The organism is Pseudomonas sp. HLS-6 TE3448 (assembly GCF_053629555.1).
Genome location: NZ_JBRJIO010000001.1, coordinates 3,208,695 through 3,228,114 on the forward strand (window position 1 = coordinate 3,208,695; position 19,420 = coordinate 3,228,114).

Below are 19,420 nucleotides of genomic sequence, written 5' to 3' on the forward strand. Positions count from 1 at the left end.
CTGTCATGAACCTGGTCGCAGTCAGTGTAGTTCGCGTGAACAGGGTGGCGTCCGATCAGGTGTCATAGGCAAAGGAAGCTGCGCATGGCTATGATTGAACGCCATGACAGCCTCTTTTCCGATCCGCCAACCCTGTCCACCCGGTGCCTGCGACTGTGACCGCGAACAGTTGCTGGACAGTCCTGGTGCCGATCAGCGCATCCTGCTCCTGACCCGCCAGGAGGAAAAGCGCCTGCTCGAGCGCCTGGAAAACCTTGAGAGCCTCGCTGACCTTGAGCGTATGAAGCGGCGTATGCATGAACAACTGGGCATCCGTCTGGATATTGCCCCGGGCGTCAATGAAGTGCGTACCATGCGCGGCATCGGTATTCATATCGGTGCGCAAACCGGGCTGTGCCGTAAAACTCGCCAATCGATTCCTGCCGCTATCCGCCGGGCATTGGAGCGTCGCCCCGAGATTGCCTATGAGTTGCTCAATGCCCACGACCTTCTGCGTGATGCTTGAGGTACCCGTGGGACACTGAATTGGCTCGGCAAGACGTGCCAGCAAAAAGCCATTCCTTTGGATATGCGGTATAAATTGTGCTCGCCGTTTCGGCAGTATCGACAGAGCTGAACATGCTGAGTCATATCAAACCTCAAGAGCTTGGCCTGTGCAGACCCGCAAATGCGCCAGGCATGTTGCCGGACAAGCGTTTTGACAGTCTTCTACGTATCGCCCGCGGCCATTTTGGGGTTGTCGATGCCTTGTTCCTGCCTGAAGCAGTAAGTGGCTTGTGGGCGGATACGCATGAGGGCAGGGCGCTGTCAGGGCTGCCTGATGTGTTTTCGCTGGGTCGATACTTTTCCCCGAATAATGATGTATTGGTGATCCCCGATACCGTTGCAGACGGGCGTTTTCGCAGGCCATTGCACGACACCTGCAACCGGCCGGTGCGTTTTCTGGCCGGCTGCCGGGTCATCACCCCAGCGGCAGAGTCGGTTGGTTTTTTTTGCCTGCTTGATGACGCCCCTCGGGACATGACTGCAGAGGACCAGGCATTTCTGCGCGACCTGGCCCGTTTGGCTGCCGAGATCATCGCGCGTGATGGCACACAGGCTCGCCTGGAGGAGGAGGTCAACACCCTGCGCGAAGGCGAGCGCCGCATGACGCTGGCTATCGCCGGTAGCGGAACCGGTATCTGGGATCGCGACATTCAGGCCGGTGAAATCTATTACTCCGCGGGCTGGAAGGCCATTCTGGGCTATGCCGATGCCGAGATTTCCAATCGTATTGAAGACAGTTACACGCGTATCCACCCGGATGACGTCGATTACGTGAGGGCTGCCATTCGCGCGCACTTTGCGCAGCAGACAGCAAACTACGAAGTCGAACACCGTATTCGCTGCAAGGATGGCCGCTACAAATGGATTTCCAGTCGGGGCCGGGTGGTCAGCCGCGACGCCGACGGTACACCGCTACGAATGATCGGAACCACCACTGACATTTCAGCCATCCGTGGCATGTCGGAGCGATTGCAGCAGACGGTCGACCTGCTCACCAACCTGACCAATGAAGTGCCCGGGCTGGTCTTCCAGTACCAACGCACGCCCGCGGGCGACTCGTCGTTCTCCTATGCCAGTGCCGGTATTCAGGACATGTATGAGCTGACGCCGGAGCAGGTCGCCGCCAACGATGCGCCCGTCAATCGGCTCATTCATCCCGATGACCTTCCGGGTTACCGGATGTCGTTTGATGTGTCGGCAGCAAGCCTGACACCGTGGCATTTCGAGTACCGCGTCTGGTTGCCCCGACAAGGCTTGCGCTGGCGCCAAGGTGATGCCCGGCCTGTTCGGCTAGCGGATGGCAGCACCCTCTGGCACGGATTCATCACCGATATTACCGAGCGTAAGCGGATCGAGGCAGAGCTTCATGAGTTCGCCACCGTGGACTTTCTTACCCAACTGCCCAACCGCCGGCATTTCATGATGCAGATCGAGGCTGAGTTGATGAAGGTGCAACGTGCCCTTGACCGTCACTCAGCCGTGTTGATGTGTGACCTTGATCATTTCAAATTGATCAACGATCAATGGGGGCATGCTGTCGGCGATCAGGCGCTCAGGCATTTTGCAGCCATCGTGCGGGATCAGCTCAGCGAATGGGACCTGGTGGGCCGCGTGGGGGGTGAAGAATTCGCCGTTGTGCTGAGTGGCAAGGACATCGCACAGGCGAGCGCTTTTGCTCAGTTATTGCAGCAGCGTATTACCGAGACCCCATTGCGGGTTGGCGACCAGCGCATTCCTCTGACCGTCAGCGTGGGGGTTGCGGCCATCATGCCCAGTGACACCAGTGCCGATGCCGCGTTGTCGCGGAGTGATGAGGCGTTGTACCGGGCCAAGAAAAACGGCCGTAACCGTATCGAGTGCTATTGACCGGTGCGCGGGTTACACAGGTAAACGCCAGCGGCTCAGTCGTACTCCGCTTCTTCATGTTCACCCAGCAGGCGCCGTTGCCGTGGTGTGGCCGCGTCCACGACTGCAGGGTTGAAGCGCCAGTACAGGTAGGGTGAAAACTTCTGGGCCACCATGCGTCGGCCATAATGCACTTGCAGCAGGTAGCGGGTGCGGTCGAGGGTGCGGTTGTCGCTGCCGGCATGCCACAGCTCGCTGCGAAACATCAGCACGTCCCCGGCCTCGCACAGCACCGGCTGTGCCGGTTTGCCTTGCCACTCATTTTCACCTGCCGCCGGTGGTCGCCCGGCGCGGTGGCTTCCCGGTATTACTCGCGTGGGGCTGAGGTCGGCATCGATCGTGTCCAGGTACAGATGTGCGGTACAGATCTGCATTGGCAACTCGAATGCAGGCTCGGCCAGCAGGTTTTGCGGCAGGGCCATGGCCAGGTAGTCCAGGTGCAGTGCAGCGCCGATGAAGCCAGGATGGCAGCGCCAGGCGGTCTGGCCAATGATGTGACAATCCTCGCCCAGGGCTGCTTCGGCCAGTTCGATAACCCCGCTCAGGTCGAGAAACGGCAACCACAGGGGGTCGCGGTTGAACACGCATTTGTAATGTTCAAGCAGGCCGCTGTAATCCCAGTGTTGGGGCTTGAGATTATCGATTGCAGCACGCAGGGTGGCGATTTGCGCAGCGTTCAGCACGCCGGGCAGCAGTACGAAGCCGTCTCGATGCAATGCTGCCAGGCGGCTGGCGGTCTGTGTGGGCAAGAGGTCGGTGGTGGCCATGGCGTGTCCCTGTATAACGCGGAAAGCACGCCTTCATACTGGCCCCCTGCGCGGTGCTGTGCCAGGCGCATCCACACCACACTGAGATGACCGTTGATTCAGAACGATAGGCGCTGTGAGCATGGCAGGGGGCATCAAGGCCCTGTCGGTGTTTGCGCCCGGTTGCGGAACTCTATGGGGCTGGACTGGACGTGTTTGCGGAAGAACCTGCTGAAATAGCCGACATCGCTGAAGCCCAGGCCGTGTGCGATCTGCTTCACGCTCTGACTGGAATGGGCCAGCTCGCGTTTGGCTTCGAGCACCAAGCGAGCATTGATTACGGTCATTGGTGTCATCCCCAGTTGCTCCTGGCACAGTCGACCGAGGGTAGCCGCGGTGACGCCAAGTTCATCGGCGTAATCGTTGAGCGAGCGATGCTGGCGAAAATGCACGTCTACCAGCTCACGAAAGCTGGTCACTTGCTGGCTGCGACGGGTGTTAGCGGTTGCGGGTGAAGGATCGCCTGCCGCGCTGAAACGCATGAACTGGATCACCAGGGCCAGCAGCAGCGACATGCTGCAGGCGACATGCTCGCGGGCGCGATTGTGGTACTCCTCGTACAAGGCCAGGCACAGCGGGAGGAGTGGGTCTTGCGCAGGTGACCAGTGCGGGATGGCTATCACCTGTGGTTTGAGCAGTTGCGGTAACAGCGTCGGGCATAGCATGCGGGTGATGCTTTCCAACGGGTGTTGCACGGCCGTTATAACATGCCCCTCGACCGCCCCGGCCCAAGAGAAACCATGCACGATCTGCGTGGGGATGAACAGTATGCAGGGGGCCTGGATGCTGACTTTGACATTGTCCAGCAGGACTTCACCGGCGCCGCTCTGCAGGTAGAGGATCTGCAGCAGACCCTCGTGGCGATGCGCTGAGATTTCCCAGTCGTGGGCGCCGGAGCGCTTGGAAATCGACTCCACATGCAAGGATTCATGCCATGCCGGCTGAGGTGATTCACCGTAGAGGGCGTAGTTGGGGATCTTGTTCATTGTTGTTATGAGTACTCTCGACCGTCAGGTCCTCGGTACTTTTACCCTAACCAACCTTCAGGGCATCAGGCAACTCTGTCTGCCAGGTGCAGCATCAGGCCGGGTGCGGGTGCGCAATTGTCGAAAAAGTCTGGTTGGTTGTGGGTTTTGTCCATTCTGACCAAGCACCTGATGCCCCTATGCTCTGGCTCACGTGAAGGAGCTGCCTGGCTTCCCTTTCGCGTCAGTCGCGGCCCGGTGCCGCGCAACGATGGCGGCTTGCTGCGCCGCCGCGCCTTCGAGACATGCTGGAGAGCGTCATGAATAACAATAATCAAGCGAGCAACTGGTTGGGCCTGGAGTCCGCCGTCTGTGTGATCACCGGCGCTGCCGGCGGCATAGGCGCGGCCATCGCCCGTGCGTTGGTGGAACAACGGGCCCAAGTGGTGTTGCTCGATCGCGATGACGACGGCTGCCAGGCTCTGGCGGCCTCGTTGTCCGAAACGTCTGCCACTGAGGTGGTGGCTCTGAGCTGCGATATCGCCGACTCGCAGAGTGTGCAGCGTGCCGCCGACTGGGTCAGCGAGCGCTTTGGGCGTTGTGACGTGCTGATCAACAATGCCAGTGTGCTGCAACCCGGCAGCCTTGCAGACATCAGCCTGGCGAGCTGGAATCGGTTGCTGGAGGTCAACCTCACCGGTTACCTGTTGTGCTCCCAGGCGTTCGGGCGGCTGATGCTGGCCAATCAGGCGGGCAGCCTCGTGCATATCTCCTCGATCGCTGCTCATTTTCCGCAGACCCACAGTGGTGCCTACAGTGCGGCGAAGGCCGGGGTGAGTATGCTTTCACGGCAGCTTGCCGCCGAGTGGGGGCCGCAGGGTATTCGCAGTAATGCGATCTGCCCTGGGCTGATTCACACGCCGCTGTCTGCAGCGTTCTACGCCGACCCCAAGGTCGAGCAGCAGCGTAAGGCGATGACGGCCAATCAGCGTATTGGCCTGCCCAGCGATATTGCCAATGCCGCGCTGTTTCTCGCCAGCCCACGGGCCAACTATGTCAATGCTACCGAGCTGACCGTCGACGGCGGCCTCGAAAGCATGTTGATGGCGTTGATTCCGCGTCCCGGTTACGAATCCCCGGCCACCCGCCGCTAGCCCAGTCGAGCCTGCAACGTTGCGCACGCCAGTGCGCGGCGGGCGCTTGCCTGCGGGACATGAACACGGAGATAACGACAATGACACGAATGAGTTCGACGGCGACACAGACCTGCGATGTGCTGGTGATCGGCGCAGGTGCGGGTGGCCTGGCCACTGCGATTGTCGCCAAGAAGCAGGGCCTGGATGTGATCGTAGTGGAGAAGGAGGCCTTCTTCGGCGGCACCACGGCGTTTTCCGGTGGTGTGTTGTGGGTACCCTGTAACCCGCAGGCCAGTGCCAGTGGTATTCAGGATAGCCGCGAAGCTGCGCGGACTTACCTGCGCAATGAAACCGGCGATTATTTTGACGCCGAGGCGGTTGACGCCTTCCTCGACAATGCACCGGCCATGGTGTCGTTTTTCGAGCGTGAGACGACCGTCAAATTCATGCCGACGCTGTACCCGGACTATCACCCTGACGTGGCTGGAGGGGTTGATATCGGTCGTTCGATCCTGGCCGCGCCTTTTGATATCCGTCAGCTTGGGGCCGACATGGCCAGATTGCGTCCGCCGCTGAAGACCATCACGTTCATTGGCATGATGTTCAATTCCTCGAACGCCGACCTGAAGCACTTCTTCAATGCCACCAAGTCGCTGACCTCGTTCATCTATGTGGCCAGGCGTCTGGCAACGCACATCAAAGAGCTGCTGTTGTACCGTCGCGGCATCAACGTCACCAGCGGCAACGCCCTGGCGGCGCGCCTGGCCAAGTCTGCGCTGGACCTGGGTATACCCATCCATACACAGACGGCAGCGCGCCAACTGTTGCAGGAGCGGGGGCGAGTGAGTGGCGCGCTGCTTAACAGCGTGCACGGTGAGTGGCGTATTGATGCGCGGTGTGGGGTGGTGCTGGCCGGCGGTGGCTTTTCGCATGACCTGCAGCGCCTCAAGCAGGCCTACCCTCACGTCAAACGTGGCAGCGAGCACTTTTCGCCAGTGCCAAGTGGCAACACCGGCGATGGTGCGCGCATGGCCGAAGCGGTCGGTGGCCAGCTTGAGATTCGCTTCAAGGATGCCGCCGCCTGGATGCCCGTGTCCAAGGTACCTATGGGCGATGGCAGGTTCACCGCTTTCCCGCACCTGCTGGATCGCTACAAGCCTGGGGTCATCGGTGTGCTGCGCAACGGTCAGCGCTTTACCAACGAGTCCAATTCCTACCATGACGTCGGCGCGGCGCTCATACGCGCCTGTGCAGATGAGCGTGAAACGGCCATGTGGCTGGTCTGTGATGCTCAAGCCATGGCCAAGTATGGCCTCGGTTATGCCAAGCCGGCGCCGATGCCACTTGGCCCTCTACTGCGCAATGGCTACCTGCTCAAGGGTGACAGCCTGGCTGAATTGGCCCGCAAGGCGGGTATCGAAGCTGCTGGGCTGGAGCAGACGGTGAGGCAGTACAACCTCGGCGCGGAACAGGGCGAAGACCGCGAATTCGGTCGCGGCAGCACCTGCTTCAACCGCTACCTGGCGGACCCACAGCATCAGCCGAATCCGTGCGTGGCGCCGATCGGTAAAGGTCCGTACTACGCGGTGAAGGTCATCATGGGTGACCTGGGTACGTTTGACGGGATCAAGACCAGCGTTGTGGGTGAAGTGCTCAACGAGACAGGCGCAGCCATTCCCGGGCTGTATGCCGTCGGCAATGACCGCGCGAGCATCATGGGCGGCAACTACCCGGGCGCAGGCATTACCTTGGGGCCGATCATGACCTTTGGCTACATCACCGCTCAGCACCTGGCGCAGAGCTTCAGGCCGCAGGCGGACAAACCCTCACAACAGGAGGTTGCATGATGAACCACAAAGCCATCGTCGATCACCGCATCTACACCATCAAGCCCCGCGGTATGGCCGAATTCATCGAGGTATTCGAACGTCTGGCCATGCCTGTTCTGCTCAAACACCTGGGGGCGCCTCTGGCGTTCTACAGCAGTTGCATCGGGCCGCTTAATCAAGTGGTGCATCTATGGGGTTATGACAGCCTGGACGACTTTGAGAAACGTAGTGCGGCGCGTGACCGTGACGAGACGTTCGCGGCTTATCTACAGGCATCGGCGCACCTGATCGTGGCTCAGGAGACACGCATCATCAAGCCCGTGCATTTCCAGAGCCTCAACCTGTTGTAACCAGGCCAACAATGCCGTGCGAATCGCTTCAACAATAAAAAAGCGGGTGCCGCAGCTTGGCTGTCGAGCACCCCTACAAAATAGAGGTGAACGTGGTGGATAAAGTTCAAGCAATAGACGTGCGTGAATTGATCAACAACCGGCCCGTCGGGGCTTATCAAAAGTGGGTGGTTTTTCTTGGCTTCCTGATCATCGCCCTGGATGGCTTCGATGTGGCGATCATGGGGTTTATCGCCCCACAATTGAAAATGGACTGGGGCCTCAGTCATCAGGACCTGGGCCCGGTACTGAGTGCCGCGCTGATTGGTCTGGCATTGGGGGCGCTGGTGGCCGGGCCTTTGGCTGATCGCTATGGGCGCAAGATTGTGCTGGTGGTGAGCGTGTTCTTCTTCGGTCTATGGACACTGGCCACGGCCTTTTCCCCTGACCTGACCAGCATGGTGATCCTGCGCTTTCTGACGGGGCTCGGGTTGGGTGCAGCGATGCCCAATGCCTGTACGCTGGTTTCCGAGTTTGCCCCGGATCGCAAGCGCTCGTTCATGATTACCCTGGCGTTCTGCGGCTTCTCCTTTGGCGCTGCCGCAGGCGGCTTTGTCTCTGCCTGGATGATTCCCAACTTCGGCTGGCAAAGCATGCTTGTACTCGGCGGTGTCGCGCCGTTGCTGGTGGCACCGCTGCTGTTCTTCAAGCTGCCAGAATCGGTGACGTTCCTGGTGATCAAGCAGGCACCACAGGCGCACATTCGTCGCATTGTCGACAAACTGGCGCCTGGCGTAGCCAGCGCCAGCTCAACCTTCTGCCTGCCGAAGGCTGCGATCGTGAATGCCAGTGCTCCGCAGATCGTACTGTCGGCACAGTACCGCTTCAGTACCCTGATGTTATGGAGCGGTTACTTTCTCGGTCTGTTTCTGGTCTACCTGTTCAGCAGTTGGTTACCGACGCTGGTCAAGGAGGGTGGCGGTTACAGCGTGGCCGACGCAGCCATCGTTACGGCGATGTTCCAGATCGGCGGCCCCGTGGGTTCCCTTGTGCTGGGTTGGGCGATGGACCGCTGGAGCAAATACGGGGTGTTGATCGTCAACTATCTGGCCGGCGGCCTGGTGATTTTCGCCATCGGTCAGACCCTGCAGCACTTTGCGTTGATGTGCGCCGCAGCGTGGATGGCGGGGTTCTGCTTCAACGGCGGCAGTGTTGGCCAGAACGCCCTGGCCGCGTCGATCTACCCGACTGAAGCGCGCGCAACCGGCGCCAGCTGGATGAGTGGTGTGGGTCGCTTTGGTGCCATCCTCAGTGCCTTTGCCGGGGCGCAGATGCTTAGCCTGGGCTGGTCGTTCGCGCAGGTGTTCAGCGTACTGGCGATTCCGGCGTTGCTGACGGCCTTGACTACCTATGCTCAGGGGCGGCGCGCAGCGGCTCTGGCCCGGCCCGGGGCTGTGCGACTGTCGCCCCTCTGAAACTATGCTGCTACTGGCTGTTCAGCCACTGGTGCAGGCCCCGCAGAGACGCTTAGACTTGTGGTTTACCGCGCAGCCATCGGCTGCGCACTCACAGGGAGGTGAATATGGCTTTTTCACACGATGAGCGCGCTGCGCTGCTGGATGTAAAGGGCGTTGGCCCCACCGTGGTCGACCGGTTGGAGCAGTTGGGTTTTAACTCGCTGGCTCAACTGAGCGAGGCCAACGCGCTGGATATCGTTACCCAGGCGGCGGCATTGGTGGGTTCCAGTTGCTGGAAGAACAGCCCGCAGGCGCGAGCGGCGATCGCAGCGGCGATTGCCCGGGCGAAGGCAGTGCAGGGCTGAGCGGTTTGCGCTGCTTGCGGGCAGGCATTGACGACGCAACGCACCTGCGCGAGGCTTGCGGCCATATTGAACAGAGGGTTCACACGATGTTGATCGACGCCACCCAGGCCACGCTGCTGGTCATCGATGTTCAGGAAAAACTCATTGGCGCGGTGACTGACCCGGCGGGCACCGTGGCCCGTACCCGCTGGTTGCTGGCTGCCACCGGTGAGCTTGGTTTGCCGGTGGTGTTCTCCGAGCAGTACCCCAAAGGCCTGGGCTTGACGCTGGCGGCACTCAAGGAGGCGGCACCCAATGCCGAGGTGGTCGAGAAACTGCATTTTTCCTGCGTGGCCGCCAACTGCCTGCCGGCCAGCCTGCTCGGCCGTGATCAGGTCATTGTCTGCGGTATGGAGACCCATATCTGCGTACTGCAAACCGTCCTGCACTTGTGCGAGGCGGGTAAGCAGGTGTTTGTCGTCGAGGATGCCTGCGACTGCCGTAGCCCACTGAGCCAGGCTGCCGGTGTGCAGCGTATGCGTGCTGCCGGGGCGCAGATCGTCACCCGTGAAATGGTGCTGTTCGAGTTGCTGGGCAGCGCCGGTCACGAGCAGTTCCGGCACATCAGTAAAACCTACCTGGTGGGCGAGCAGCCCTGAAACCGAGGCCCTTGCGTTGCAGGTGTCGCCTATCGTACCTGCCATTCTCGAGTAGGGAACGCCATGTTGTTTGTTGTCATGCTGGGGGGCAAGCACCCCGGCGCCAAGATCGAAGTTCACGATGTGGTTTTCGCTGTTGCCCCAAGCCTGGAGGCGGCTTATCCGCAATTGCGCGAGCAGTGGTTCGGCAGCCCCAAGGGCTTGCATATCGACTCCTGGCTTGAGGTTGATGGGGCTGAGGGGTATGTGTTGCACTGGTCCGACCTGCAGCCAGCTGCGGGTGATCCACGCTTGTACTTCATCAACCTTGGGGGTTATGAGCCGGGCAGTTTTGGCGAGGCTCATCGCTACCTGCTGGTGGTCGCGTGCAGTCCGGCGGAGGCCAGGCTCAAAGGCAAATTGCAGATGGCCCGAGACTGGCTCAAGCCGCATACCGATGCCGTGCTGGATGTCGATGACTGTATCGCGATTGATCAGGTGGGTGGACGCTACGTGCAATTGGTCGCGGGCGAACATGCACCCATTGCGCAGTTCAGCGATTACATCATTCTCTCCTGACGTGCCTGTGAGGTATGGCTGTGGCCTATTGATCTGAATTAGAGTGCGCGTTTTTCCACCCTCGATTTCTACAGGATGTTCCGATGAACACGCGTGCCCTCGTTTCCTTTTGCTCGACCCTGGCGTTGAGCAGCGTTGCGCTGTTGGCCCAGGCACAGGCCCAGGCAACGGTGGCTCAGGTCTTCAATGGCGAGATGCTGGGCAGCAGCCTGGGCTATTTTGAATCGGTTGCAGGTGTTGCCCAGGCTTCGGATGGCGATACCCACAGCTACCGCGTGCAAGGGTGCGAGGTTACCGCAACGGCAGCGGGCGGGAAGGTCAGTGCATTGCGCCTGGCGTTGTCGCCTACCTGCAAGGCTGACTTGAGCAGCTTTATCGGTACTTTTGCTCCGCCGGGCAATGAACCGTTGACGTTCGGTGCGCTTAACCGCTCTACAGGTGGCCCGATGGCGTTTTATGCAGACTGCCTGGACCTGTGTGGTAACGCCTATGATCCGTCGGTCTATGCCCTTTGGGAGGGGCCACATGCGGTCAACTTCACGCAAGTGATGCTAGAAGTGGTATTGGCGGGTGATCAGGCGGTCAACGCGGCCTACAACTGGCGTGAAGCGATCAGCAAGGCCAAGGGGGACGACTTCGTGGTCGATAGCCGTTTCAACTGCGAGCGTACGTTCGACCCGGCGGCGATGCATATTTTCCAGGGTGTGGAGGTGACGGCCGTGACCATTGGTAGTGGGCTGAGCACGCCCGGCTGCTGAAACCACGGCGGTATCCTTGCGGGTGGTCCATGACTTCACTTCGATTGCTGTTGTGCCTTGCTGTGTTGCTCGTGCTGGCCGGTTGCGCCTCACCGCGCACCACCCAGCCTGCCAGCCCTGCCGAGTTGCGGGCTCAGATCGCTCGCCTGTTGCCGGCCAACCTCGCCGATCGCCAGGGTTGGGCGAAGGATATTCAAGTTGCCTTTACCCACCAGGGCATTGCCGCAACCCGCGACAACCTGTGTGCTGCGCTGGCGGTCACTGAACAGGAGTCCACCTTCCAGGCCGACCCCAGCGTGCCAGGTCTGGGGCGCATCGCCCGTGAAGAAATCGACCGTCGTGCCGCCAGGCTGCATGTCCCGCAGTTTCTGGTCAATGCGGCGCTCAATACCCGTTCACCGAGTGGCAAGAGCTACAGCGAGCGCCTGGAAACGGTGCGCAGCGAGCGGCAGTTGAGTGCAATCTTCGATGACCTGATCAGCACCGTGCCCATGGGGCGCACACTGCTTGGCGGTCTCAATCCGGTGCGCACCGGCGGGCCGATGCAGGTGAGCATCGCCTTTGCCGAACGCCATGCCAAGGGTTACCCCTACACGTACACCGGCACGATCCGACAGGAAGTGTTCAGTCGCCGTGGTGGGCTGTATTTCGGGATTGCTCATTTGCTCGCTTATCCGGCGAACTATGATCGGCAACTGTACCGTTTCGCTGATTTCAATGCCGGTTGGTACGCCAGCCGTAATGCGGCGTTTCAGCATGCCGTCAGCCGGGCATCAGGTGTCAGTCTGGCGCTCGATGGCGACCTGATCGCCCCGGGTGCGATTCTGCCGGGAGCGACAGAGCGGGCCGTGAGGCAGTTGGGTGATGCGCTGGACATGCGCAACCCAGCGATCCGCAGTCAGTTGGAGGAAGGCGACAGCCTGGCATTTGAAAGTACTCGTCTTTATCGACGCGTGTATGCCCTTGCCGAGCAGCACGAGGGCAAGCCACTACCCCGTGCGCTGCTCCCGGGGATTGTGCTGGAAAGCCCGAAGATTACCCGCACGCTGACCACCGCCTGGTTTGCCAACCGGGTCGAAGCGCGTTACCAGCGTTGCATGCAGCGTGGTTAGGGGGACCACCGCCAGTGTCGGTACGGGCAAAGCCAGGCGGGCTAAAGGTTTGACCCGTGCGGTCGATAGGCTGACTAACGTAAATACCATCAGGACGATAAGCACATGGTCGGAATCAATACGCTGGCGGCCGGCATCAGCATCAACGGCAGCCCAAGTGCAACCAATGTCAATGGCGTCAGTATCAATGGCGCGGCGCCTGCCGAGGCGACAGCTACAAGCGGCGTCAAGGCCGACCTTTCCCAGGTGCGGGAGAATGGCGAGGCCAAGGCCAGTGGTGCCAGCACAAGCGACAGTGAGCCAGCACACATCAAGCAGTTGCGTGAGCAGATAGAGCGGCTACAAAAGCAGTTGGCCGAACAGCAGAAGCAATTGCAGAAAGCGATGGCCAGTAAGCAGGAGGAGACAGCCAAGGCGGCTGCGGTGATGGCCGCCCAAAGCGCCGTTTCAAGCACCATGGCCGCTATTCAGGTCGCGACCAGTGCCTTGCTCGAAGCCCTGACCACCATCGGTGGCGGCAGTTCGGGTTCGCTGGTCAGTACCAGCGCCTGATACGTGCCTTGGGGCCTGCCATGCATAACGCCGGGCAGGCCCTGTAACCCTTCAGTCGGCGACTGGCCGGTTCTGGGTCCGCTCTGACTTGTAGCGCATCGCCACGGCTGGCGCTGCGCTTGCCTTGCCGGTTTCCATCCACTGGCGCAGGCGGCTGGCGTCGGCAAAGTGGGTGTATTTGCCAAAGGCGTCGAGAATGACCATGGCCACTTGCCGGTCAGCCATGCGCGTCAGCAGCACCAGGCAATGCCCCGCCTCATTGGTGAAGCCGGTCTTGGTCAGCTTGATGTCCCAATCACTCTTGTTGACCAAGTGGTCGGTGTTACGAAAGCCCAAGGTGTATTTGGGTTTGCGGAACGCCACGGTCTTCTCGCGTGTGGTGCTCAACTCGCTCAGCATCGGGTAGTTGCGCGCGGCCAGCAGCAGCTTGCTCAGGTCGCGTGCGGTCGACACGTTGTACATCGACAACCCGGTCGGTTCGACATACCGCGTGTGGGTCATGCCCAGTGCGCGGGCTTTGCTGTTCATGGCCTTGATGAACGCATCGTAGCCGCCGGGGTAGTGGTGCGCCAAGGTTGCCGCCGCGCGGTTTTCCGAGGACATCAGGGTAATGAGCAGCATCTCTCGACGGTTCAGCTCACTGCCGAGTTTGACCCTGGAAAAGACGCCCTTCATTTCCTTGGTCTGCGCAATCGTGACGGGGATCACCTCGTCCATGCGCTGCTTGGCGTCGAGGACTACCATCGCGGTCATCAACTTGGTGACCGATGCGATCGGTCGCACGACGTCGGCCTTGTTGGCGTACAGCACCTGGTTGGTCTGCACGTCGATCAACAGAGCACTGCCGGATGCCAGGCGCAGCTTGGAAGGGTCACGTTGAACTTGCGCGGGTGGTTGGGCAACAGCATTCGACGAGACTGCGGCGGTACCTGTGAGCAATAGCAGCAGACTTAAAATCGAAAGAGAGGTTTTCACGTTGGCGCTCACTAAATGTTGGTATGTCGTTGGCTGTGCAAAGGTTTTCGGTAAAAAACCGTTACATTTTAGGAGTATGGCTCAGGGGCTGTCGATTGCCCCGGAATCATTAGGCCAAAAATGAAACAAATTTAACCTTGTCCCATGCGTGTACCTATCAGCCGCGTCTCCAGCTTCCCGACTTCCGACCAACCTGCTGATGAGCTGAGTCAGCGTGCGTAGGTAGAGCGTAGTACGGGGGCAGGCGATCTGAATGGTTTGGCGACATGAGGCACGTTGCCTGTTCACGCTTGGCATACTGTGCCTTCAGCGCATTTCAGGAGATCCGCATGACCCCCAGTAAAGACACCGTCTTGTGCATGTCTCTGGCAGGCCGTCCTGGCACCTTTGGCGTACGTTTTCACAACCACCTGTATCAGCAGTTGGGGCTGGATTATTACTACAAGGCCATGACCACCACCGATCTGCCCGCAGCCATCGGCGGGATCCGTGCCCTGGGCATTCGCGGTTGCGGTGTGTCGATGCCCTACAAGGAGGCCTGTATTGCCTTGATCGACGAGCTGGACCCATCGGCTGCGGCCATTGACTCAGTCAACACCCTGGTCAATACGGCTGGGCACCTGAAAGGCTACAACACCGACTATCTGGCAGTACGCCAACTGCTGGCGCGCCATCGTCTGGACCCGGACATGAGCTTTGCCTTGCGTGGCAGTGGGGGCATGGCCAAAGCTGTGGCCTGCGCGTTGCGTGATGCCGGCTTCGTCAATGGCACCCTGGTCGCGCGCAACGAAGCAGCGGGGCGGCGACTGGCGCAGGTGTGCGGGTATGGCTGGCAAGCAGAGCTTGGTAACCTGCGTGCACAGTTGCTGGTCAATGTGACGCCGATTGGCATGGCCGGTGGCGATGAGGCGGATCAGTTGGCGTTCGCGCCCGAGGCGATAGCGGCTGCACAGTGGGTGTTCGATGTGGTGGCGATGCCGGAGCAGACACCGTTGATCGTGCAGGCACAGGCGCTGGGCAAGCCGGTGATCACTGGTCTGGACGTGATTGCGCTGCAAGCACTGGAACAGTTCGTGCTGTACACCGGGGTAAGGCCAACGGACGAGCAGGTCGCCGCGGCAGTGGCGTACGCACGAATGCCATCGCCAGTGTTGGCGGCGCCTGCAGCGTTGTAGGCGTATTGTCGGGAGCCTGCCGTTGTCGGCCCGGCCACCCAGGCCGTGTGTGTTACTCCAGCTGCGCCAGGCGCTCTTCCAGCGCGGCGATACGGGCTTCCAGCGCTTCGATACGTTCCAGCGACACCGCGCTGGCGGTCGAGCGTTCCGGCCCTTGCTGCCGTGCTGCGAGGATGGCTTCGATGTCTTCCGGATCGCCGAATGCATGGGTGTACCGGTCTTCCCGCTGGCCGGCCTGGCGCGGCAGGTGCAGCGCAAAACCGCGTGCAATCAGGCGTTCAAGTTGATGCACGACCTGCTCGGCATCGTCAAAGTCGTGCATGCGGTTGCTGCGGGTCAGCAGCTCGTTGACGGTCTGCGGGCCGCGCAGAAACATCAGGCCAAGCAACGTCACTTGTGCCGGAACCAGCTCCAGGGCCTTGTCGATACGGTGTTCCCAGCGGTCGGCGCGGCTGCCCATCTGCAGGCGGGTCATGCCTTGGCTTTCCAGGGCGCGCAGGCTCTGGCCGACTTGGCCTTGACTCAGGTTCATCACCGGCTCACGGCTGGTTTTCTGGTTGCAGGCCAGCACCAGGGCGTTGAGGGTCAGTGGGTAGGTTTCGGGGTTGGTGGCCTGTTTCTCGATCAGCGAGCCGAGAATACGGACTTCGGTGCTGGTGAAGCGGGCAGGGGAAGCGGTTTCGTGTTCGGCGGACATGGCCCTGTCTCTATTCGAGGAAAGGCTCTAGCCTAGGTGCGGTTGACGGTAAAACACAAGCAGCCGGTGCCCGGGCACCGGCTGCAGGGGCATGGTCAGGCGCGAGCGGCTTGACGCTCTTTGGCCTGGCAGGCTGCGGCGGTGAAGAGTACGTCGGTGGAGGAGTTCAGCGCAGTTTCTGCCGAATCCTGCAGTACCCCGATGATGAAACCAACTGCCACCACTTGCATGGCGATTTCGCTGGGGATGCCGAACAGGCTGCAGGCCAGCGGGATCAGCAGCAGCGAGCCGCCAGCCACGCCGGAGGCGCCGCAGGCGCACACCGCTGCCACCACGCTGAGCAGTACGGCGGTCGGCAGGTCTACGGTGATGCCCAAGGTATTTACCGCTGCCAGGGTCAGGACGGTAATGGTGATGGCGGCACCGGCCATGTTGATGGTTGCACCCAGAGGGATCGATACCGAGTAGGTGTCTTCATGCAGGCCGAGCTTGTTGCTCAACGCCAGGTTGACCGGGATGTTGGCGGCCGAGCTACGGGTGAAGAAGGCGGTGATGCCGCTTTCACGCAGGCACATGAACACCAGTGGGAACGGGTTGCGACGGATTTTCCAGAACACGATCAGCGGGTTGACCACCAGCGCGACAAACAGCATGCAGCCGATCAGGACGGTCAGCAGGTGCAGGTAGCCGATCAGGGCATCAAGGCCGGACTCTGCCAGGGTCGAGGCGACCAGGCCAAAGATACCCAGTGGCGCAAAACGAATGACGACTCGTACGATCACGGTCACGCCGTTGGACAGGTCTTCCAGCACGGTTCGGGTCGTCTGGCCAGCATGGCGGATGGCAATGCCAAGGCCGATGGCCCAGGCCAGGATACCGATGAAGTTGGCGTTCATCAGGGCTTTGACCGGGTTGTCTACGGCGCTCAGCACCAGGCTCTGCAGGACCTCACCAATGCCACCCGGAGCACTCAGCGAGGCCTCGGAGGTGCTCAGTGCCAGGTGGGAAGGGAAGGCCATGCTGGCAACTACCGCAACCACCGCAGCCGCAAAGGTGCCCAGCAGGTACAGCACCAGAATCGGACGGATATGGGTTTCCTGACCATGGCGATGGTTGGCGATAGACGCCATGACCAGAATGAACACCAGGATGGGGGCGACAGCCTTCAGCGCGGAGACGAAGACCTTGCCAACAAAGGACAGGTTTGCTGCGGTTTCGGGTGAGATCAACGCGAGGGCGATACCAGCAATCAGGCCAACCAGGATCTGTAGCACCAGGCTGGTTCTATTCAACAGGTTTAGAACGGGGGTCATGGCAGGTGTTTCTCTGTCTTGTTCAAGGGTTTCGGCAGTGCCGAAACGTGGCGCATTGACGGCGTCTGGATGGCAGGGCCGCGAAAAAGGGCGCGACTTTAGCACAGTGTGCAGCCGAGGGTCGCTGCACGGTGTCGGAGCGTGGTGCAGGCGTGTAGTATGCCCGCCCTTTTGGCGCGGCTGCCGCCGCGTGCTTTCTGCGTTGGAGTGTGGATGTTATTGCCTATCCTGTTGCTGGCTGCGGCCGGCTTCACTGTATTGACCACGGAGTTCATTATCGTCGGGCTGCTGCCGGGCATTGCGCGTGACCTGCAGGTCAGCGTCTCCCAGGCGGGGCTGCTGGTGACCTTGTTCGCATTCACCGTGGCCTGTTGCGGGCCGTTTCTCACCGCGTGGTGCGCGCGCTTCGATCGAAAACGACTGTTTATCGGAATTTTGCTGGTGTTTGCGGCCTCCAATGCGCTGGCGGCGGTGGCTTCGAACATTTATGTAATGGGCCTGGCTCGGTTGATCCCGGCGCTCGGGTTGCCGGTGTTCTGGGCATTGGCCAGTGAAACGGCGGTGGACATCGTCGGCCCGGCTTACGCTGGACGCGCCATTGCCAAGATCAGCTTTGGTGTGGTGTGTGCGACGGTGTTTGGCATCCCGGTCGGCACCTTGATTGGCGACGCCCTGGGATGGCGGGCGGCTTTTGCGGTGCTGGCCGTGCTGGCGCTGGCCAAGGCGTTGTTGTTGTACGGCTACCTGCCACGCACCCCGCGTCAGACGCCAGCCTCGTCACTGCTCGGGCAATTTGGCATCTTGCGCAGCCGTTTGTTGCAGGGGCATGTGCTGTTGTCGGTGCTGGTGTTCAGCGGCATGTTCACGGCGTATACCTACCTGGCCGATATGCTTGAGCGCTTGGCCGGCTTCGATGGCAGCAGGGTGGGTTGGTACCTGATGGGGTTTGGTGCGGTCGGTTTGGTCGGCAACAGTCTGGGCGGTCGTGCCGTGGACCGTCATCCTCTGCTGGCGTCCAGTGGCTTCTGCGCCGTGATGGTCATAGGCTTGGTGGCGGTGGTGCCGAGCATGCAGTCCACGGTGGGCCTGATGTTGGCGTTGGCCATCTGGGGTGCGACCCAGGCCGCGCTGTTTCTGGTTTCCCACGTGCGCCTGATCAAGGCCGCCCCCAAGGCGCCGGCGTTTGCGGCTTCTCTCAATATTGCCGGGGCCAATCTTGGCATCGGCCTGGGGGCGATCATTGGCGGTTGGGTCATTGATACCCTGGGCTTGGCCCGCCTGGGGTTGTCTGCCGCTGTGTTGATCACGTCGTCGGTGATCCTGGGGCTGTGGTTGATGAGCGCGCGGTTCCGGCCAGAGGCCAGTTGAACAGCTCGCGTCGGGCGCCTTCGGTGATGGCAAGTATGCCGGGGTGTTTGACCTTGCGTTCCACCGAGATGGCATAGAACGACTCGATCACGGCATCCGTCTGGCCGATCAGCTCGACGCCGTACTGTCGACAGACCTCGTCGGCGATGACGCTGGGGGCGATGAATATTCCGCTGCCTGACTGCCCGAAGGCTTGCATCAAGGCGCTGTCATCGAAGTCACCGATGATCCGTGGTTGCACATTCTGTTCGGCAAACCAGCGCAGCAAGCGGCTGCGTACGACGGTTTCCTGCCCGGGTATCAGCAGTGGCGCATGTTGTAGCCCTTGAGGAAAGTTGGCCCCGTAGCGCGCGGCCAACGTGGCGGTGGCAAAGAAGCTGATGCCGCATTCTCCCAGCTTCTGGCTGTAGCCTTTGATGTCCAGGTGGCTGGGCATTGGGCTGTCGGAGATGACCAGGTCCAGGCGCTGAATCGCCAGGTCGGCAAGCAGGCGCTCCAGCTTGTCTTCGCGGCAACTGATGCGCAGTGGGTCGCTCATTTCCATGGTGGGGGCAATCAGCCGGTAAACGATGGACTTTGGCACCACATCCGCGACGCCAACCCGAAACAGGATCTGCTTTTCTTCTGGCTGTGTACGCAGCAGGGCCTCAAGTTCGCCGCCGATCTGAAACATGGGCTCGGCATAGCTCAGGGCCTGGCGACCGGTTTCGGTCAGTTCCAGTTGACGGCCTACGCGGCGAAACAGCTCTACCCCATAGGTTTGTTCCAGCAGGCTGATCTGTCCGCTGATGGTTTGCGGGGTCAGGTTCAGTTGCTCGCAGGCGCGCACAATGCTGCCGGTTTTGGCCACGACCCAGAAGTAGTGCAGCTGCCTGTAGTTGAGCATGAGGGCTCTCACTTCGTAAAAACCGAAGTATAACCCTTAAAAAAACGAAT

The 19,420-nt window shown here is 60.7% G+C and carries 20 protein-coding genes; 14 read left to right on the forward strand and 6 right to left on the reverse strand.

Annotated features, from left to right (window positions below):
• Positions 1 to 103 precede the first annotated feature (103 nt).
• Together AB7M23_RS14845 and AB7M23_RS14850 are read left to right on the forward strand one after the other, a co-directional pair.
• Positions 104 to 505, forward strand: a complete 402-nt coding sequence (locus AB7M23_RS14845) for a hypothetical protein (RefSeq protein WP_454241168.1) — start codon at positions 104 to 106, stop codon at positions 503 to 505.
• Positions 506 to 618: 113 nt separating this feature from the next.
• Complete coding sequence (locus AB7M23_RS14850; RefSeq protein ID WP_454241169.1) at positions 619 to 2,412, forward strand: sensor domain-containing diguanylate cyclase; 1,794 nt, start codon at positions 619 to 621, stop codon at positions 2,410 to 2,412.
• Between the two features lie 35 nt (positions 2,413 to 2,447).
• On the opposite strand, the gene AB7M23_RS14855 is transcribed toward AB7M23_RS14850, so the two are convergent.
• Positions 2,448 to 3,218 carry a phytanoyl-CoA dioxygenase family protein gene (locus AB7M23_RS14855; RefSeq protein WP_454241170.1) on the reverse strand — a complete coding sequence of 257 codons (771 nt, stop codon included), beginning with the start codon at positions 3,216 to 3,218 and terminating at the stop codon, positions 2,448 to 2,450.
• A gap of 134 nt (positions 3,219 to 3,352) precedes the next feature.
• Entirely contained in the window at positions 3,353 to 4,243 is an 891-nt protein-coding gene (locus AB7M23_RS14860) for a helix-turn-helix domain-containing protein (protein ID WP_454241171.1), read from the reverse strand.
• Positions 4,244 to 4,542: 299 nt separating this feature from the next.
• Here AB7M23_RS14860 and AB7M23_RS14865 point away from each other — a divergent pair, with 299 nt between their 5' ends.
• The 10 genes from AB7M23_RS14865 (at position 4,543) to AB7M23_RS14910 (ending at position 12,956) form a co-directional block, all read left to right on the forward strand.
• The gene (locus AB7M23_RS14865; protein WP_454241172.1) at positions 4,543 to 5,376 is read left to right on the forward strand and encodes an SDR family NAD(P)-dependent oxidoreductase; all 834 of its coding nucleotides are present in this window, start codon (positions 4,543 to 4,545) and stop codon (positions 5,374 to 5,376) included.
• 80 nt (positions 5,377 to 5,456) lie between these two features.
• On the forward strand, positions 5,457 to 7,205 hold the full coding sequence (locus tag AB7M23_RS14870) for an FAD-dependent oxidoreductase (RefSeq protein WP_454241173.1): 1,749 nt from the start codon (positions 5,457 to 5,459) through the stop codon (positions 7,203 to 7,205).
• A complete protein-coding gene (locus AB7M23_RS14875) occupies positions 7,205 to 7,537 on the forward strand; it encodes an NIPSNAP family protein (RefSeq protein WP_099774091.1) in 333 nt (110 codons plus the stop codon). The genes AB7M23_RS14870 and AB7M23_RS14875 overlap by 1 nt, the downstream gene beginning before the upstream one ends.
• A 95-nt stretch (positions 7,538 to 7,632) precedes the next feature.
• On the forward strand, positions 7,633 to 8,991 hold the full coding sequence (locus AB7M23_RS14880) for an MFS transporter (RefSeq protein WP_454241174.1): 1,359 nt from the start codon (positions 7,633 to 7,635) through the stop codon (positions 8,989 to 8,991).
• A gap of 107 nt (positions 8,992 to 9,098) precedes the next feature.
• A complete protein-coding gene (locus AB7M23_RS14885) occupies positions 9,099 to 9,338 on the forward strand; it encodes a Pathogenicity locus (RefSeq protein WP_102052535.1) in 240 nt (79 codons plus the stop codon).
• 86 nt (positions 9,339 to 9,424) lie between these two features.
• Positions 9,425 to 9,976: a hydrolase gene (locus AB7M23_RS14890; RefSeq protein ID WP_454241175.1), complete on the forward strand. Its 552-nt coding sequence runs from the start codon at positions 9,425 to 9,427 to the stop codon at positions 9,974 to 9,976.
• Between the two features lie 63 nt (positions 9,977 to 10,039).
• The gene (locus tag AB7M23_RS14895; RefSeq protein ID WP_099774093.1) at positions 10,040 to 10,534 is read left to right on the forward strand and encodes a DUF1543 domain-containing protein; all 495 of its coding nucleotides are present in this window, start codon (positions 10,040 to 10,042) and stop codon (positions 10,532 to 10,534) included.
• A gap of 83 nt (positions 10,535 to 10,617) precedes the next feature.
• A complete protein-coding gene (locus AB7M23_RS14900) occupies positions 10,618 to 11,292 on the forward strand; it encodes a hypothetical protein (protein ID WP_454241176.1) in 675 nt (224 codons plus the stop codon).
• Positions 11,293 to 11,321: 29 nt separating this feature from the next.
• Complete coding sequence (locus AB7M23_RS14905) at positions 11,322 to 12,404, forward strand: DUF1615 domain-containing protein (RefSeq protein ID WP_099774095.1); 1,083 nt, start codon at positions 11,322 to 11,324, stop codon at positions 12,402 to 12,404.
• A 105-nt stretch (positions 12,405 to 12,509) separates the two neighbouring features.
• Entirely contained in the window at positions 12,510 to 12,956 is a 447-nt protein-coding gene (locus tag AB7M23_RS14910) for a hypothetical protein (protein ID WP_454241177.1), read from the forward strand.
• A 51-nt stretch (positions 12,957 to 13,007) separates the two neighbouring features.
• Here AB7M23_RS14910 and pbpG read toward each other — a convergent pair whose 3' ends face one another.
• Positions 13,008 to 13,931, reverse strand: coding sequence for a D-alanyl-D-alanine endopeptidase (pbpG, locus tag AB7M23_RS14915; protein WP_099774097.1), 924 nt, complete (start codon positions 13,929 to 13,931; stop codon positions 13,008 to 13,010).
• 329 nt (positions 13,932 to 14,260) lie between these two features.
• Between pbpG and AB7M23_RS14920 the strand changes: the two genes are divergently transcribed.
• On the forward strand, positions 14,261 to 15,106 hold the full coding sequence (locus tag AB7M23_RS14920; RefSeq protein WP_371917212.1) for a shikimate 5-dehydrogenase: 846 nt from the start codon (positions 14,261 to 14,263) through the stop codon (positions 15,104 to 15,106).
• Positions 15,107 to 15,158: 52 nt separating this feature from the next.
• Here the strand turns inward: AB7M23_RS14920 and AB7M23_RS14925 are convergent, their stop codons facing one another.
• Entirely contained in the window at positions 15,159 to 15,803 is a 645-nt protein-coding gene (locus AB7M23_RS14925; protein ID WP_102052533.1) for a YceH family protein, read from the reverse strand.
• Between the two features lie 95 nt (positions 15,804 to 15,898).
• Entirely contained in the window at positions 15,899 to 17,116 is a 1,218-nt protein-coding gene (gene sstT / locus AB7M23_RS14930; RefSeq protein ID WP_454241178.1) for a serine/threonine transporter SstT, read from the reverse strand.
• 213 nt (positions 17,117 to 17,329) lie between these two features.
• Here sstT and AB7M23_RS14935 point away from each other — a divergent pair, with 213 nt between their 5' ends.
• Positions 17,330 to 18,484 carry an MFS transporter gene (locus AB7M23_RS14935; protein ID WP_102052531.1) on the forward strand — a complete coding sequence of 385 codons (1,155 nt, stop codon included), beginning with the start codon at positions 17,330 to 17,332 and terminating at the stop codon, positions 18,482 to 18,484.
• Here AB7M23_RS14935 and nhaR read toward each other — a convergent pair.
• Positions 18,420 to 19,370, reverse strand: coding sequence for a transcriptional activator NhaR (nhaR, locus tag AB7M23_RS14940; RefSeq protein ID WP_099774100.1), 951 nt, complete (start codon positions 19,368 to 19,370; stop codon positions 18,420 to 18,422). The genes AB7M23_RS14935 and nhaR overlap by 65 nt on opposite strands.
• Positions 19,371 to 19,420: the final 50 nt, after the last annotated feature.

Coding starts and splice junctions, on each gene's coding strand:
- AB7M23_RS14920 (WP_371917212.1), top strand. CDS start 14,261: ATGACCCCCAGTAAAGACACCGTCTTGTGCATGTCTCTGGCAGGCCGT.
- AB7M23_RS14925 (WP_102052533.1), bottom strand. CDS start 15,803: ATGTCCGCCGAACACGAAACCGCTTCCCCTGCCCGCTTCACCAGCACC.
- sstT (WP_454241178.1), bottom strand. CDS start 17,116: ATGACCCCCGTTCTAAACCTGTTGAATAGAACCAGCCTGGTGCTACAG.
- AB7M23_RS14935 (WP_102052531.1), top strand. CDS start 17,330: ATGTTATTGCCTATCCTGTTGCTGGCTGCGGCCGGCTTCACTGTATTG.
- AB7M23_RS14885 (WP_102052535.1), top strand. CDS start 9,099: ATGGCTTTTTCACACGATGAGCGCGCTGCGCTGCTGGATGTAAAGGGC.
- AB7M23_RS14905 (WP_099774095.1), top strand. CDS start 11,322: ATGACTTCACTTCGATTGCTGTTGTGCCTTGCTGTGTTGCTCGTGCTG.
- AB7M23_RS14870 (WP_454241173.1), top strand. CDS start 5,457: ATGACACGAATGAGTTCGACGGCGACACAGACCTGCGATGTGCTGGTG.
- AB7M23_RS14855 (WP_454241170.1), bottom strand. CDS start 3,218: ATGGCCACCACCGACCTCTTGCCCACACAGACCGCCAGCCGCCTGGCA.
- AB7M23_RS14860 (WP_454241171.1), bottom strand. CDS start 4,243: ATGAACAAGATCCCCAACTACGCCCTCTACGGTGAATCACCTCAGCCG.
- AB7M23_RS14850 (WP_454241169.1), top strand. CDS start 619: ATGCTGAGTCATATCAAACCTCAAGAGCTTGGCCTGTGCAGACCCGCA.
- AB7M23_RS14875 (WP_099774091.1), top strand. CDS start 7,205: ATGAACCACAAAGCCATCGTCGATCACCGCATCTACACCATCAAGCCC.
- AB7M23_RS14865 (WP_454241172.1), top strand. CDS start 4,543: ATGAATAACAATAATCAAGCGAGCAACTGGTTGGGCCTGGAGTCCGCC.
- AB7M23_RS14845 (WP_454241168.1), top strand. CDS start 104: ATGACAGCCTCTTTTCCGATCCGCCAACCCTGTCCACCCGGTGCCTGC.
- nhaR (WP_099774100.1), bottom strand. CDS start 19,370: ATGCTCAACTACAGGCAGCTGCACTACTTCTGGGTCGTGGCCAAAACC.
- AB7M23_RS14910 (WP_454241177.1), top strand. CDS start 12,510: ATGGTCGGAATCAATACGCTGGCGGCCGGCATCAGCATCAACGGCAGC.
- AB7M23_RS14890 (WP_454241175.1), top strand. CDS start 9,425: ATGTTGATCGACGCCACCCAGGCCACGCTGCTGGTCATCGATGTTCAG.
- AB7M23_RS14900 (WP_454241176.1), top strand. CDS start 10,618: ATGAACACGCGTGCCCTCGTTTCCTTTTGCTCGACCCTGGCGTTGAGC.
- AB7M23_RS14895 (WP_099774093.1), top strand. CDS start 10,040: ATGTTGTTTGTTGTCATGCTGGGGGGCAAGCACCCCGGCGCCAAGATC.